Source organism: Chlorobiota bacterium (genome assembly GCA_016710285.1).
GTDB lineage: Bacteria > Bacteroidota > Ignavibacteria > OLB7 > OLB7 > OLB7.
In genome coordinates this window covers 3,611,765-3,626,801 of record JADJXR010000001.1, presented here as the reverse complement: position 1 = coordinate 3,626,801, position 15,037 = coordinate 3,611,765, and the positions used below count along the sequence as shown (strand labels likewise).

The following is a 15,037-nucleotide window of genomic DNA, read 5'->3' as shown; positions in this document are numbered from 1 at the left end:
TCTCACTTGCTGTTCTTGAAAATAAAAAACGCATTTGCGTTGAGAATAAAGCACCATCGTCCTGATAAATGCTAAAAGAAAACCAAATTAGACTGACAGAAGAAATTATTGAGACAGCATACAAGCTCCTGACTCATAAACTTGCTTTTGGCGGGCTGACAGCAAGAAATGAAAATGCTTTTCAACTTGAATTTGGACACATCCTAAAAACTTTGGGGCGGTTGTATGAATTTAGACTTGCTGACAAATTTCACCTTGAATTCGAGACATACGTTTCACTCAACGAAGCAAGCATAAAAAGCAAATCCGACAGAGCAAGAGTGGATATACTGATAAGCTACCAAGACAATAGCACTGTAACGAAAGCAGCTTTTGAACTAAAGTTTTTCAAGAAAGAGAATCACCGAGAACCTAATAATCGTTATGATGTATTCAAGGACATTTCAAACCTTGAATTATACAAAGATCATGGCATTGACCTTTGCTATTTTATTCTTGCAACAGATCATTCACATTATTACAACCAGGGCAACTATTCGCCAGACACATCAGATTTTGATTTTCGACACGGCAAAGAATATAAATCAGGAACTATCCTACGGTATAAAACAGAAAGACCATACGGACCAGACCTTTCACTTAAACAAGACCATGTTTTTTTGTGGGATAACATCAACGACCTTTATTTTTTGAAACTGAAAGTCTGACAAAGCCCGCCCGCGAGTTTTCTCCGAACCCTCACAAGTAGTCCCCCTCCAACGGAGGGGTGCCCGATAGGGCGGGGTGGGTTCGGGGGAAGCAATGCAGGGCGCGGGGGTTGCAGTGGCACGGGAAGTTTCTGATCCTGAGATTCGGGAAGCAATGCCCGGTTCGCGGGTGTCCCCGCGCAGGCTAAAGACCTGCGACTACCCCGCCCTGCCTGATCCTGAGATTCGGAAAGCAACGCTCGGTTCGCGGGTGTCCCCAAACCCACCCCCTAGCCCCCTCCCAAGAGGGGGAGCCGCCCACAAGCCCGTCCGCGAGTTTTCTCCGAACCCTCACAAGTAGTCCCCCTCCAACGGAGGGGTGCCCGATAGGGCGGGGTGGGTTCGGGGGAAGCAATGCAGGGCGCGGGGGTTGCAGTGGCACGGGAAGTTTCTGATCCTGAGATTCGGGAAGCAATGCCCGGTTCGCGGGTGTCCCCGCGCAGGCTAAAGACCTGCGACTACCCCGCCCTGCCTGATCCTGAGATTCGGAAAGCAACGCTCGGTTCGCGGGTGTCCCCAAACCCACCCCCTAGCCCCCTCCCAAGAGGGGGAGCCGCCCACAAGCCCGTCCGCGAGTTTTCTCCGAACCCTCACAAGTAGTCCCCCTCCAACGGAGGGGTGCCCGATAGGGCGGGGTGGGTTCGGGGGAAGCAATGCAGGGCGCGGGGGTTGCGGTGGCACGGGAAGTTTCTGATCCTGAGATTCGGGAAAGCAACACCCGGTTCGCGGGTGTCCCCAAACCCACCCCCCAGCCCCTCCCAAGAGGGGGAGCAACGCACGGAGCCAACGCGGCCTGAACACCGAAGGCTAAAGACCTTTTATCAATCCCGACGGAGGTCGGGGCGGCTACCTTCTTGATGATATCGGCTTGGATACCGGAAAGATTACGCATTCCTTCCCCCTTCCACAGCGGAAAGAATGATTCCACCATCAAAAAAAACAACGGCGACTCCATTTGCGGAATCGCCGTTGTTTGTGGGGTTAACAGGACTCGAACCTGTGACCTCTTCCATGTCAAGGAAGCGCGCTAACCAACTGTGCCATAACCCCGTTTGCGGGCTGCAAATATAGCCCGCGACGCACGCCGTTACGCAGGGGGAATATGTAGCAGAACGTTAGGCGAGAAGGGGTTCAGGGTGGGGTTGATCCCACGGTTAATCTTCGGGCGCGAAAATTCCTCACAGCACTTCGCTTTGCATCTGCTATCTTTGCGGCGGCTTATGCAAGAAGCATCCAACCATTCAAGTTTATCCGAACAACCAACCATGAAAACACGCTCGATTATCCTAACCCTGGCCCTTACCACACTGACGTTTGTGGCCTGCGGCAAAAAGTCGGAAGAGCCACCGGCAACCGACACCACAAAGAAAGACACGATGACCATGCCAGCCCCCGCACCAATGCCAACGCCAACCCCGATGGACACCGCGAAGGCCGACTCCGCAATGAAGCCTGACTCGGCAGCGATGAAGCATGATGACCACGATGGCCACGATCACGGCGACAAAGACAAGGGCGCGGCAGCAAAATCCACCGCGAAGCCTTCGGAGAATAAGCCAGCCGAATCGGAAACACGCCGCCCGGGGCAGAACACCGCAAAAGAATCGGAAGTTCGCCGCGGTGGAAGCACCAACAGCTCGCAAGAATCAAGCGTCCGCCGCACGCCAAGCAGCAGCAACAGCAGCTCGCAGGAATCAAGCGTCCGCCGCAACCCGTAATTGCGCAGCCAACAGCATCGCAAAGTTTTTTTTAGAACAAAGGCCCGGCCATTATTGGCTGGGCCTTGTTGTTTGCAGGTGCGCCGATCTACTCTAACCCAGTCGGGGTAGCGACAGGTCTTTAGCCTGCCCTGTCTTTCTTGCGAGGATGACGCCGAAGGCTAAAGACCTTTTATCAATCCCGACGTATGTCGGGACGGCTACCTGTTCCACCGCCAGCCCAACTCTATCGGGGTAGCGACAGGTCTTTAGCCTGCCCAGTGACGACACGCCGAAGGCTAAAGACCTTTTATCAATCCCGACGTATGTCGGGACGGTTACCTGTTCCATCGCCAGCCCAACTCTGTCGGGGTAGCGGCAGGTCTTTAGCCTGCCCTGTGACGACACGCCGAAGGCTAAAGACCTTCGGCTACCTGTTCCATCGCCAGCCTGACATCAATCCCGACGCAGGTCGGGACGGCTACCTGTCTCACCACCAGCCCGACTCTGTCGGGGTAGCGGCAGGTCTTTAGCCTGCCCTGTCTTTCTCAAGAGTGAGTCGCCGAAGGCTAAAGACCTTTTATCAATCCCGACGTATGTCGGGACGGCTACCTGTTCCACCGCCAGCCCCGACTCTGTCGGGGTAGCGGCAGGTCTTTAGCCTGCCCTGTGACGACACGCCGAAGGCTAAAGACCTTTTATCAATCCCGACGTATGTCGGGACGGCTACCTGTTCCACCGCCAGCCCCGACTCTGTCGGGGTAGCGGCAGGTCTTTAGCCTGCCCTGTGACGACACACCGAAGGCTAAAGACCTTTTATCAATCCCGACGCAGGTCGGGACGGCTACCACTGCGCTAGCAGCCCTGACTCTGTCGGGGTAGCGGCCTCGATCTTTATCGGGGCCCAGTGACGACACACCGAAGGCTAAAGACCTTTTATCAATCCCGACGCAGGTCGGGACGGCTACCGGCGCTTCGGCGCATTTGTTCGGCCAGCACCAGCAGCGCGAAGCCGCCCCACTCAACGGCCAGCAGCCACGTTGGCTCGCGAACCGCCAAGCCAGAGTAGGCGAAGTAGGTCAGCGGGGCAACGGCGCAAAGCCACCACCACCCCCAACGCAGCCCGCGCCCCCACGTTATCGGGAGCAGGAACAGCGGGGCAACGAAATACCACACATGGACCTTTGCCGGAAGCACGATCTGGAAACTGAGCAGCAGCAACATCCGCCACGCAAGCGAACGCACCGACCGCTCGGCAACCGGAAGCAACCAAAGAAGGCCAAACGCAGCAAGCTGCACCCCTAACAATATCCCCCCCGCTATCCTGTTCGATGGCTGAAGATGGAGTTCATCGAACACCCATTTCACCGCTTGATATGCCCCCCCGTTGAACTCGTAGTAATTGGTGAACCGGAGCATCACCCGAACATAATTCTCCACCGACACGGGGTCAGAAACGGCGCAAACAGAAGCGCGCCGCACGCCGCGCAAGCAACCGCAACAAGAAGCTGACGGCGCGGCAAAAAACGGAACCAAAGCGGAGCAACAACAAGCGGAAACACCCGCGCCGCGCCCCCAACCACCACCGCCGGCAACCCCTTCCCCGCCCCCCCGGAAGCGAACCCCCACAGCCCAAGCGCGATTGCCAACACCCACAACGCGTCGGTATGGCCCTGGCCCGCAAGCTCCACCACCACCAACGGATGCCAAGCATACATCACCCCCCGCACCAGCGGAACCCCTTGCGCGCGAAGCAGCCGCAGCAGCAAGTACACCGCCAACAGATCGGCAGCGATCACCATCAACTTCCAAGCAAGGAAACTCCATTGCCAAGCCCCTCCAAAAAATTCACCAACGGCAGCGGCGGCGGCAAACAGAAGCTGTGCGGCGGGGGGATAAATCGTGTGAGTGGTGGGGTAGCCTTGAAGCTGGAACAGCTCATCCCTCCAGGCTGTTTCCGTGGGGGTGACGTGGTACGGGTTTTCTCCGTGAAGAAGCAGCCGCCCATCCCACACGTAGCGGTAGGCATCGTCGGAAAGGGAAGGCATCATGGGAAGCATGGCCAGGCGAAGCAGCCCGGCAACCAGCAGAATGTGGCGAATCGGAAGGTCCCCGCCCCTTCCCCTGAAGCCCAGCCAGCAGCCAACCCCAAGCAGCACCGTTGATAGAAGCATCAAGGCCAGATAGCTCCAGAACTCTGCGCGCAAATCCCCCAACCATGGAAGCGGCGCAAGTGCAAGCAAGACCGCGCCGCCAACCCACAAAAAAGGAGGTGAAGAGGGTGAGTTCATCATCGTTGATGCGCCACGGGGAGCGGTGGGATATGGAAGCTCACCCTGCGGCACACAGGAACTCCACCCGCATCCCGCGCTCGGTTTTCACCGCCTTCAGGTCCCGCATCAGCGCGCCGATAATGAACATCCCGCGCCCGCTTTCCATCAACAGATTTTCGGGGCTGATGGGGTTGGCAAGGTCTTCCAGCGTGAAGCCTTCCCCCTCATCTTCAATCGTGCAAAAAACTCCATCCTCGGTTGCGGAGATTTGGTAGAAGACCGATTTGGAGGGGTCCAACTGGTTGCCGTGAACAATCGCGTTGTTGACCGCTTCGGTCATGGCAATCACCAAGTTGTGGAACTGGTCGTTGCTAAGCGGCATCTGCGGGCGCAGCCGCTCAAGCTCGCGCAGAAGCAACGATAGTTCCCCCTTGTCGGTGAAAAATCGCTTTTGAAGAAGGATGGTTCCGCTGTTGTTCACCTGTGTGATTCCCCTGCTAAAGTTGAAGTCCGGCAACCAGAAACAACGAAGGCGTGCGTCCGGTTAGTTTGCTGTCGCTGAATTGATGTTCCCACCACCCCTGAAGCTCGATTCGGCTTCCGGCGGGAAGCCCAGCCACCACACGCACCGTTGGCCCCAAGGAGACCCGATCGGAGTACGGTTCCAGCACGTTTTGCGGATTGCTTCGGAATGATTTCACCCGGAAGAACTTCCCCCCAATTCCAATCTGGAGTCCGGAAAAACGCTCGGTTGCAAGGCCCGCTTCCCCCCCCTCAATCCGCGTCCGCTCCAGCGGGCTTTCGGCAAACTGCGCCCAACTGAAACTGCTCCGTTCGGAGATCCGAAGCTCCCCCGAAACCCACAGCGACAAGGTGCTGGTGATCTGCGCGGTTAAGGAGTCGCGCAGCCGAAGCTCGCGGAAGGAACGCCCGCGTACGGCCTGGAACAGCTCCTCGAAATCATACTCGGTGTAGTTTGCGCTGACCTCGGCCACCACATCGTTCCGCACCCCCTTGCTGGGCCGGAAACGGACGGAGGGGGCAAACCGGAAGATTCGATTCCAAGAATTATCGCTGCTGAACCGCCCCGAAAGATAGACCAGATGGGTCAGAAACGCCTGAACCGTTACCCCTCCTTGAAGAAATGGGCTGAAAGTATGCCGGTAGTACGCCTCGGCATGAAGCGATTGCTCGTCGTAATCCAGCAGGTTTCCCAGCGGGGTGTTGTAGCGATAAATGCCAACCGACCCCACCACCCCCACCGTGTCCCCGCCGCCAAACTGATGCTCGGCAATTGCCGAAGCCAATATCTGCTCGGAAACAAAATCGTTCAGCGCGTTGGTCTCCCGCTTCTCCTTCAGCAGCACATCGCTGACCGGCGCGACCGCCTCCACGATGTTATCCTGCTCGGCGGTGTTGTAGTCCAGCTTCAACTCCACCCTTCCGTTTTCCGGCAGCCAGATCAGCCGCGACGAGATGCCGATCAAGAAATCGCGGCGATCCACCAAAAAAGGGTTCCGCTCGCGCTGGATTGGAAGCGGAAGATTGCCCCGCTCGAACACCCCGTAACCCTGGCGGGCAATGGTTCCGCTGATGGCCAGATCAACCTGGTCCACCACCGGAAGCTCCACGTGGGCAACCACCCCCAGCCGGTGATCCTGCCGCCGCTCCAATCCCAGATAATTGGCTCCGCCATTGGCCAGAATATCCTCCTCGGCGCGGGGAAGATAGAGGTCCGAGCGGGCAAGGTCGTACTGAAGCTCAAGCTCCCCAACGGCCCGTTCCTCGAACTGGCGTGCGGCGCGGAACAGGAGCGCGGCGTTCAGGTTTTCCAGGGGTTGAAGGTTGTACCAGCGTCCATCGCCGGTAAGGGTGATGGCGTATCCGGCAAGGTCCATTGCCGCCGCCGCGTTGGCCACCGCAGCAAGCCCGTTGTGGTGGACGTTCAGCTGGCGGTTGTAGCCGCCACCAACGGCAACCCCAAGATGGTTCAGCGCGGCACTATCGCTAAGCTGAAACCCGGCCCCAAGGAACCCGGCACTGGTGTTGTTCAATCCCGGGATATGGCTTGTTGTGCTGCCGGCATCGTTCAGCATCACTCCATCGGCAAGAACGTACGGCCTGAACGCGGAACCCAACGGAAGGGAAAGCTGAAGCTGTGCGTCCAGACGGTCGCGGGTGGGGCGGCTGGCCGTTAGCGTGGTTGTTGAACCAAACAGCCCCTGCAAGTGGCCCAAAAGGGACGGGTCACGAATGGCATAATCAAGGGAGAGCGACGTGGCATGGGTTGCAACGTAGCGTTCGGTTCGGGCAATCAGCCATTGCGGGCGCAACAGCGTGTCGGCAAGCATCGGAATCTGCCCAATGGCCGCCCCGCTGCATCCCAACAACGCCGCGAAGGCAAGGAAGATGGATGGAGCAAGGCGCATGGAAGCATCACCGAACAAAAACTTCATGGTGCAGCGGTTGCTGCGGAATTCCCGTAATCAGCGCGTGAAGCCGCCCCACAATCGCCGATGCCCGTTCGCGCGGAATCGCCACGCTGAACGCCCGGGAATCCACCCCACCTTGCAACGCCAACACCGGCAGGGCCGCCATGATGCCGAACAACGACTCCATCTGGGATGGAGCAATGGAATGCTGGCCAACCAGCGAAACAACGGCCGCTTCCTGGACTTCCACACGGGTAGATTCCGGAAGCAACTCCAACGGCAACCGCATGGTTGGTTCGATTGGCCGGGCCGTCACCAGCGTATGCTTCCGGCGGAAGTGATGCCGCCACAGCAACGGAACCTCCGCAGAAAGCGCGTGGCAGAAAGGGTCAAGCTGGGCGTTGGCAAGCTCGGTCTCGATGGTGATTACTGTGGCTTCGGGGAGCAATGCCACCGAGTAGGTTTCTGCTGATTGAGTTTCTACCGGATGAGTTCCCGCCGTGGTCGGGTTCTGCTGTTGGGAAGCGATCACGGTTTCCCCTTGCTGGAAGCTGGTAATCACCAGCGGAATTCTTGCGCGCTCAACCGGCGCAACCGTGCGTGGGTGAAGAACCTTCGCCCCAAGCTCGGCAAGGGTGTTGGCCATTTCGTAACTCATGCTGGGGATGGTCATCGCGCCGGGAACGATTGCCGGGTCGGCAGTCATCACGCCAGGAACGTCGGTGTAGATTCGGACCTCATCGGCCCCAAGCAATTCCCCCAGAAGCGTGGCGGTGTAGGAGGAGCTTTCGCGCCCCATGGTCGTCACCTGTCCGCTGGTGGCGCGGGCGATATAGCCTTCGGTCAGCAGTATCACCTGCTTCCCCCGGTACTCCTTCAGCAGGGCCTCCACCCGTTCCCGCGTCAGGTCAATGTGGGGGCGGGCGTAGCGGTGGGCCTCATCGGTGATGATAAGCTCCAGCGCGGAAATCGGGATCACCGGAACGTCCGCCTGCAGCTGCAACGCGGCGGCCACGATGGAGGAAGAATAGCGTTCGCCATAATGGACCACCATGTCCAACGTGCGCGGGGAAAGCTCGCGAACAATGGAAAGCCCCTGGATGATTTCATCCAAACGGGAAGCCCACGGGATAACGTGATTCAGCCAAGCGGAGTAGGCAGGCTCGGGAAGAAGCTGGGCGGCGATTCCTTCGTAATGCTTCAGCAGCGATTGCAGCAGCCGGAAGGCTTCGGCGGAGTCCTCGGTGGCGCGGTGGGCAATCTGCTCCAGCCAGTTGGTGACCTTGGCAAACGCACTAACCACCACCAGTTGCGGCGAAGGAAGGGAGCAGATAGTGGAGCACGCCCGCAGCACGCCGGGCGCGCCGTCAAGCACCGCCCCGCCAAATTTTGCGACGATCATGGCACGCAGGATGGCATGGATGGATGATGGAGATTTCGGTCAGCGAGCATGGAAGGAACGGAGCGTGGGGAAGTACGGCGAGGCACCACCGCCGCCGTTTTTCCGGGAAGCCGGCGGCACTGCGCTGCCGAACTCATCAAGGTTGCTGATTAAGTCGCGGGAGTGCCGCCAGTTACCGTAGTACCGAACAAGTTGCCCAATCACCCTGGCCGAAAGCCCGCGTAACGGGGCGTTTTCCGTCAGGAGCGAGCGGAGCGTAAGGCTTGCGATGCGGCGTTGTTGCTGTGCCATGCGTGGGTTCCGTGCTGTGTTCAACTGCTTCTTTCCAAGATTTTCAGCGGCCGAATCTACGCAACAAACCGATGGATTCCACCACCCGCAACTTACCGGACGATGAACCCATCATCTACGTCATCGGGATTTAGCACCGTGACGATGGTGGGAACGTCGTCGGGGGAGTTTGCCGCGAACAGCATCCCTTGCGACTCCTGGCCCATCAGCTTGGCCGGCTTCAGGTTTGCCACCACCACAATCTTCTTCCCCACCAATTCCTCCGGCTGATAGACCTTCCCAATCCCCGCCAAAATTTGCCGCTGAAGGTCGCCAATCCTGATCTGCAACTTCAGCAGCTTCTCCGATTTCTTCACCCGCTCGGCCGCCAGCACCGTTGCCACCCGAAGGTCCAGCTTCATCACATCCTCAATCGTGACCTCTGGCTTCAGCTCAACATGGATCGGCTGCTTCTCCCCCGATGACTCGGCGGCGGCGCCCAGCTTGGCCACTTGCGCTTCCACCACCGCATCCTCCACTTTGCTGAACAGGATCACCGGCTCGGCAAGGGGGGCAGTGGTGGGGATTGCCAGCGTCCCCGCCGAATACCAGTCGTTTTCGGTTGGCGGCACATTCAGCAGCCCAAAAATTTGGTCGGAAGTAAACGGGATGATTGGCCGGAACAACACCGCCAGCGAGCGCACCACTTGCAAGCAGATATTCAGCGAGGTTGCGCAGCGTTCGGGGTTATCCTTGCGGGTTTTCCACGGCTCCGAGTCGTTGAAATATTTGTTGGCGGCGCGGGCAACGTTCATCGTCTCCAGGGCCGCATCGCGGAAACGGAATGCGGAATAGAGATCGGCAATTCGGTGCGGTGCACGGGCCAGCGCCACCAGCATCACGGCATCGTTGCGGGTAAGGTAGTTCAGATATTTCGTGGAAAGCTCTTCGATTGCTTCCTCATCGGTGCGGCCATCGGCAGCAATCCGGCGAAGGTCCTCGTTCAGAAGCGATAGAAGGCTTTCCTCTTTTGCCGAGTCGGGCGAAAGTGGCGGGACCGCGCCGTCGAAATAGCGCGCCGAAAACTGCAACGTCCGGTTGACGAAGTTGCCAAGGATGTCGGCAAGCTCGTTGTTGGTGCGGGCTTGGTACTCGCGCCACGTGAAGTCAGCATCCTTGTTTTCCGGCAGGTTGGCCGCCAGTGTGTACCGAAGCGGATCGGCGGGGAATTGGGCCAGATAATCTTGCAAGTCAATCCCCCATTTCCGCGACTTGCTGAACTTGTTCCCCTCAAGGTTCAGGAAATTGCAGGCCGGGACGTTGTTCGGCAGGATATACTGCTCCCGTTGTTGGTCGTTCCAGCCCATCAGCATTGCCGGGAACATCAGGGTGTGGAACCAGATGTTGTCCTTGCCGATGAAGGCAACGTAGCGGGTGTCGGGGGATTGCCACCACCGCCGCCATCCATTGGCATCGCCACGCGATTCCATCAGCACTTTGGTGTTGGTGATATAGCCGAACGGGGCATCGAACCAGACGTAGAGTTTCTTGCCGTCGTAGCCCGCCAGCGGGACGTCAATGCCCCAGGAGAGGTCGCGGGTAATGGCGCGGTCCCCCAGCCCCTGCTTCAGCCAGCTTCGCGACTGCTGCAGGACGTGATCCCGCCAGTCGTGGCTGTGGCCCTCCACGTATTCCTCAAGCCGCTGCTGGAACTTGCCAAGCGAAAAGTAGAAATGGCGGGTGGTCCGCAGCTCCGGCGTTTTTCCGGTGAGCTTGCTGATGGGGTTCTTCAGTTCGGTTTGGTTGTAGGTGCTGGAGCAGTTGTCGCACTGGTCGCCACGTGCGCCCAACGCGCCACACACCGGGCAGGTCCCCTCCACATAGCGGTCCGGAAGGAACATGGCGGCTTCGGGGTCATAGAACTGCTCCTCCTCCTTCTCAACAAGGTAGCCTTGCTGGTGCAAGGCAAGGAAGAATTCCTGGGCGGATTGGTGGTGTTCGGGCCATGTTGTGCGCCCGTACATATCGAAGGCAATTCCAAGCCCGGCAAACGCAGCGGCGTTGGCGGTGTGGTATTTATCAACAATCGCCTGCGGGGTGGATTTCTCTTCCTCGGCGGAGATCATAATGGCCACGCCGTGCTCATCCGATCCTGAAATATGGATCACTTCCTGGCCCGTTGCGCGAAGGAATCGGGTGTAGATGTCGGCAGGGAGATACGCGCCGGCAACGTGGCCAAGATGGATATACCCATTGGCATACGGAAGCGCGCTGGTGACAAGGGTTCGTTGGAATAAGGACATGGGATTTATTGAAAGCTGATACCAAGCGGGCGCACGCGGATGCTCTATTCTTCTTCCGGTGTTGGTAGCGGGAATGCGTTAAGGCCGTTGACGCGGCTGTCGCGGTTAAGGTCCTGGATTTTCACTTGGACCACGCGGCGGTTGTGGGTTTTCACGATCGTCATCCGAACCGCGTCCCGCTCGAACGATTCGTTCTCCTGCGGGATATGGCCGAACCACTTGTTCACCAACCCGCCAATGGTGGTGTAGTCCTCCCCTTCCGGCAGCAAAAATCCGTCAATGTGTTCGTTCACATCGCTGATGGTCATGCCGGCCATCACCATATACTCGCCGTCGCCAATCGGTTCCACGCCGGTGGCTTCTTCATCATACTCATCTTGGATTTCGCCAACAAGCTCCTCCAAAATATCCTCCATCGTCACCAGCCCCGCGGTTCCGGCAAACTCATCCATCACCACTGCAAGCTGGATTTTTTTCCGCTGGAACTCGCGCAGCAGTTCGTAAATCGGCTTGGTGTCGGGAACGAAGTATGGGGGGCGGAGCAAGTCTTGCAGGATAATCAAGTTGCTGTGCTCCATCAGGGTAATCAGGTCCTTGGAGTAGATGATGCCGATGATGTTATCAATGGAGCCTTCATAGACCGGCATTCGGGTGTAGCCTTCCTCCAGCACAAACTTGATGATCTCATCCTGCGGAGCCTCGATGTTAATGGCGGCGATGTTCACGCGGGGGACCATCACCTCGCGGATGATTTTCTCGCGGAATTCAAAGACGTTTTCAATCAGCTCGTGCTCGCTTTCCTCCAATGCTCCCCCTTCCTTCCCTTGCTCCAGCAGCAGCCGAAGCTCCTCGCCACTGTGGTAATGGCCCGACTCGTTCGCGGGTTGGATACCGATCAGCCGAAGGAGCAAGTTGGCCGTTCCGTTCAAGGCTTTGATGGCCGGCTTCAGAAGGATGTAGAAGACGCGGAGTGGGTAGGCAATGGCCAGCGTGGTCTGCTCTGGGCGTTGGATCGCCAGCGATTTTGGCGCAAGCTCGCCAAAGACAATATGGAGGAACGTGATGGCAAGGAACGCAACCGGAAGGGCGATTTTATGAGCAAGCTCTGGGTTTGGCTCGAAACCAACAAGTGCCGAGAAACCAATAATCAGCTTGCTGACAACGGGTTCGCCAACCCAACCAAGCCCAAGCGAGGTAAGGGTGATTCCAAGCTGGGTGGCCGAAAGGTATTCGTCCAGATGCGCCAGCAGGCGTTGCGCCATTTTGGCAACTTTGCTGCCGGACTGCACTTTCAACTCTATCTGCGAAGCCCGCACTTTCACGATAGCGAACTCGGCAGCCACAAAGAATGCGTTGGCAAGAACCAACAGCAACGTAATGAGTAGTCCTATAAACGGATCATCCATGAAGGATAGGGAAACCTCCCCCTGTTAGTGAAACAAACAACGCACCAGCATTGCCAAACCGACAGCAACGGTCATGCTTGGCCGGAAGCGAACAGGCCGAAGATAGTACCCTTTCCCCACGCCGTACAAACGGGGAAGGGAATTTCATCAAACAAAAAAAGCGACGGGCAATGGACACGTCGCTTTTTTATTCTTGGTGCTCCCTGCCGGACTCGAACCGGCGACCCACTGATTAAGAGTCAGTTGCTCTACCAACTGAGCTAAGGAAGCGCGGCAAATATGCGCCCACGCCCCCCACTGCGCAAAAGGATTTTTCGCCAGACAAATGTTCGTTACAACGTGGCCGCCTTACAAACGCCCGGGCGGCCACGGGAAACTCCCTTCTATTCCTTCTCCACCCCCGCCTGCAATGGCCGGCCCACGGAGTAGTAGCGGAAGCCACGCTTGACAACATCCTCGCCGGAGAACAGGTTGCGGCCATCAAAGATCACCTTGCCACGCATTCCATCGCTCAGCCGCTGGAAGTCCGGGTTGCGGAACTCGTTCCATTCGGTCAGGACCACCAGCGCGTCGGCATCGCGAACCGCCTCGTACATCCCGGCTCCGTAGCGGATTCGGTCGCCGTAGCGTTGGCGCGCCCCCTCCATCCCTTCGGGATCGTAGGCCGTGACTTCGGCCCCGGCATCAATCAGCAGATCAATCACGCGGAACGCGGGCGACTCGCGCACGTCGTCGGTGTTGGCCTTGAAGGCAAGCCCCCAAGCGGCCATGCGAACCCCTTTCAGATCCCCATCGAAATGGCCAACGATCTTCTCGAAAAAGATGCGCCCTTGCTTCTGGTTCACCCGCTCCACTGCGTTGATCAACTCCAGCTGGGCACCATGATCGGCAGCGGTTTTCAGGATTGCGCGGACATCTTTCGGGAAGCAACTGCCGCCGTAGCCAATCCCCGGGAACAGATATTTCTTGCCAATCCGCGAGTCTGCGCCAATCACCACACGAACCTCGTCAATGTCGGCCCCGACCTGCTCGCAGAAATTGGCCATCTCGTTCATAAAACTGATCCGCATGGCGATGAAGGAGTTGGCGGCGTACTTCGCAACCTCGGCACTCCGTTCGGAGACCATGTACACCGGGTTGCCGCTGCGGACGAACGGCTCGTACAGTTCCATCATCATCGTGCGTGCGCGTGGGCTGTTGGTCCCCACCACCACGCGCTCGGGCCTCATGCAATCCTCCACGGCGTGCCCTTCGCGCAGGAATTCGGGATTGCTGGCAACGTCGAAATCGGCATTCGGAGCCTGCTGGCGGATGGTGTCGCGAACAATATCGGCGGTCCCCGCCGGGACCGTGCTTTTGTCAACAATCACCTTGTAGCCGACTTCAGGGTTGCGGTGAAGTATCTGGCCGATGTCGTGCGCCACCTGCAGCACATATTTCAGGTCCGCCGAGCCATCCTCGTCGGGCGGAGTTGGAAGGCAGAGGAAGATGATTTCGGATTTCAGAACGGAGGCCTCCAGGTCCAGGGTGAAACGGATGCGGCGTTCGCGGATGTTCCGCTCCAGCAGAAGGTCCAGCCCTGGCTCGTAGATCGGAATTCCGCCGGCTTCCAGCATCTCCACTTTCTTTGGGTCAATGTCCACACAAAGGACCTGGTTCCCCGATTCAGCAAAACAGGTTCCGGAGACAAGCCCCACGTATCCGGTCCCAACAACAGCAATGGTATATGGCATGGCGTTTCGTGTTCAGTGTTCGTTGAAGTATTCTGGATTCAGCCCTTCCCCGGGTTGGCAATGCCAGCTTCCCCCCCAAATTTTTTCTCACGCAGCGTGATGACAGAGAAATAGGACAGCAGCAAGAATACACCCATTCCAACCGTCAGCGCAAGCCCTTGGACCGTGGTGGATGGGTGGGCGATGCTGGAAAAGATGTCGGCAAACAGGGCTGCGGGTTGGGTGAAAAGGTCCCAACTGTTCCACCGCTGAAAACGCCCCAGATAGATCCCGTAGCTGGAGACCACCAGCACCGCAGCCGCAAAGCCCCATCCAATCCCGTGGCCATATTTTTTCCCGACGATCCCCTGCAGCAGCGCAAGCGATTCAAAGCCCAGCATCATCCCGGTCCAGGCGAAGCTGCCAATCACCACGGCATCAAGCCAGAGGGGGGATTCGCCCCACGAGCCAAGATGGACGAAGTCGGTGATGATGTACGGCGCGTTGGGGAAGAACAGAAGCCACAATGCCCCCCACGCAATCACCCTTCCCCGCCGGTTTCCTTTTCCCGCATTGCGCGCAGCAAGAAAAGCGAACAGCAACGGAAACGCCGCCAACAACAGATTCCACAAAAGGAACAGGAACGAGGGATGCCCAACATACACCGAACGAACCACCACGCCGCAGACGCTTGCAACCGAAGCCACCGCCAACCAACGCAGGCCACGACGGGCCGGAAGAAGCCCCCCACCGTTGCCGAAGCCGCCGCCCCGTTTCTCTCCGTTCATTGGAATTG

General features: G+C 58.1%; 12 protein-coding genes and 2 tRNA genes. 2 read left to right on the top strand and 12 right to left on the bottom strand.

Annotated elements, in window-relative coordinates:
* Window positions 1-68 precede the first annotated feature (68 nt).
* A complete protein-coding gene (locus IPM61_13455) occupies window positions 69-707 on the top strand; it encodes a hypothetical protein (GenBank protein ID MBK8912322.1) in 639 nt (212 codons plus the stop codon).
* 1,015 nt (window positions 708-1,722) lie between these two features.
* Here IPM61_13455 and IPM61_13450 read toward each other — a convergent pair.
* Window positions 1,723-1,796 (bottom strand) — tRNA-Val (locus IPM61_13450).
* A 215-nt stretch (window positions 1,797-2,011) separates the two neighbouring features.
* Here IPM61_13450 and IPM61_13445 point away from each other — a divergent pair.
* Window positions 2,012-2,464 (top strand): hypothetical protein, encoded by a 453-nt coding sequence (locus IPM61_13445; protein ID MBK8912321.1) that lies wholly within the window; start codon window positions 2,012-2,014, stop codon window positions 2,462-2,464.
* 918 nt (window positions 2,465-3,382) lie between these two features.
* Here IPM61_13445 and IPM61_13440 read toward each other — a convergent pair.
* The 11 genes from IPM61_13440 to IPM61_13390 all read right to left on the bottom strand — a co-directional run bounded on the left by IPM61_13440 (window position 3,383) and on the right by IPM61_13390 (window position 15,029).
* The gene (locus tag IPM61_13440) at window positions 3,383-3,862 is read right to left on the bottom strand and encodes a hypothetical protein (GenBank protein MBK8912320.1); all 480 of its coding nucleotides are present in this window, start codon (window positions 3,860-3,862) and stop codon (window positions 3,383-3,385) included.
* Window positions 3,862-4,737 carry a hypothetical protein gene (locus tag IPM61_13435; protein ID MBK8912319.1) on the bottom strand — a complete coding sequence of 292 codons (876 nt, stop codon included), beginning with the start codon at window positions 4,735-4,737 and terminating at the stop codon, window positions 3,862-3,864. The genes IPM61_13440 and IPM61_13435 overlap by 1 nt, the downstream gene beginning before the upstream one ends.
* Window positions 4,738-4,774: 37 nt before the next feature.
* A complete protein-coding gene (locus tag IPM61_13430) occupies window positions 4,775-5,197 on the bottom strand; it encodes an ATP-binding protein (GenBank protein MBK8912318.1) in 423 nt (140 codons plus the stop codon).
* A gap of 16 nt (window positions 5,198-5,213) precedes the next feature.
* The gene (locus IPM61_13425) at window positions 5,214-7,172 is read right to left on the bottom strand and encodes a hypothetical protein (GenBank protein MBK8912317.1); all 1,959 of its coding nucleotides are present in this window, start codon (window positions 7,170-7,172) and stop codon (window positions 5,214-5,216) included.
* Entirely contained in the window at window positions 7,153-8,550 is a 1,398-nt protein-coding gene (locus IPM61_13420; protein MBK8912316.1) for an aspartate kinase, read from the bottom strand. Before IPM61_13420 ends, IPM61_13425 begins: the two co-directional genes overlap by 20 nt.
* A gap of 39 nt (window positions 8,551-8,589) precedes the next feature.
* The gene (locus IPM61_13415) at window positions 8,590-8,841 is read right to left on the bottom strand and encodes a hypothetical protein (protein MBK8912315.1); all 252 of its coding nucleotides are present in this window, start codon (window positions 8,839-8,841) and stop codon (window positions 8,590-8,592) included.
* Between the two features lie 92 nt (window positions 8,842-8,933).
* Entirely contained in the window at window positions 8,934-11,123 is a 2,190-nt protein-coding gene (gene metG / locus IPM61_13410) for a methionine--tRNA ligase (protein ID MBK8912314.1), read from the bottom strand.
* A 44-nt stretch (window positions 11,124-11,167) separates the two neighbouring features.
* Window positions 11,168-12,529, bottom strand: coding sequence for an HlyC/CorC family transporter (locus IPM61_13405; protein MBK8912313.1), 1,362 nt, complete (start codon window positions 12,527-12,529; stop codon window positions 11,168-11,170).
* Between the two features lie 194 nt (window positions 12,530-12,723).
* A tRNA-Lys gene (locus IPM61_13400) sits at window positions 12,724-12,799 on the bottom strand.
* Window positions 12,800-12,912: 113 nt separating this feature from the next.
* Entirely contained in the window at window positions 12,913-14,262 is a 1,350-nt protein-coding gene (locus IPM61_13395) for a UDP-glucose/GDP-mannose dehydrogenase family protein (GenBank protein MBK8912312.1), read from the bottom strand.
* Between the two features lie 38 nt (window positions 14,263-14,300).
* Window positions 14,301-15,029, bottom strand: a complete 729-nt coding sequence (locus IPM61_13390; protein ID MBK8912311.1) for a DUF1361 domain-containing protein — start codon at window positions 15,027-15,029, stop codon at window positions 14,301-14,303.
* Window positions 15,030-15,037: the final 8 nt, after the last annotated feature.

Excerpts from the sequence above, each read along its gene's own strand:
- IPM61_13440 (MBK8912320.1), bottom strand. The coding sequence starts at position 3,862 with ATGCTCCGGTTCACCAATTACTACGAGTTCAACGGGGGGGCATATCAA.
- IPM61_13425 (MBK8912317.1), bottom strand. The coding sequence starts at position 7,172 with ATGAAGTTTTTGTTCGGTGATGCTTCCATGCGCCTTGCTCCATCCATC.
- metG (MBK8912314.1), bottom strand. The coding sequence starts at position 11,123 with ATGTCCTTATTCCAACGAACCCTTGTCACCAGCGCGCTTCCGTATGCC.
- IPM61_13445 (MBK8912321.1), top strand. The coding sequence starts at position 2,012 with ATGAAAACACGCTCGATTATCCTAACCCTGGCCCTTACCACACTGACG.
- IPM61_13405 (MBK8912313.1), bottom strand. The coding sequence starts at position 12,529 with ATGGATGATCCGTTTATAGGACTACTCATTACGTTGCTGTTGGTTCTT.
- IPM61_13395 (MBK8912312.1), bottom strand. The coding sequence starts at position 14,262 with ATGCCATATACCATTGCTGTTGTTGGGACCGGATACGTGGGGCTTGTC.
- IPM61_13435 (MBK8912319.1), bottom strand. The coding sequence starts at position 4,737 with ATGATGAACTCACCCTCTTCACCTCCTTTTTTGTGGGTTGGCGGCGCG.
- IPM61_13390 (MBK8912311.1), bottom strand. The coding sequence starts at position 15,029 with ATGAACGGAGAGAAACGGGGCGGCGGCTTCGGCAACGGTGGGGGGCTT.
- IPM61_13415 (MBK8912315.1), bottom strand. The coding sequence starts at position 8,841 with ATGGCACAGCAACAACGCCGCATCGCAAGCCTTACGCTCCGCTCGCTC.
- IPM61_13420 (MBK8912316.1), bottom strand. The coding sequence starts at position 8,550 with ATGATCGTCGCAAAATTTGGCGGGGCGGTGCTTGACGGCGCGCCCGGC.
- IPM61_13455 (MBK8912322.1), top strand. The coding sequence starts at position 69 with ATGCTAAAAGAAAACCAAATTAGACTGACAGAAGAAATTATTGAGACA.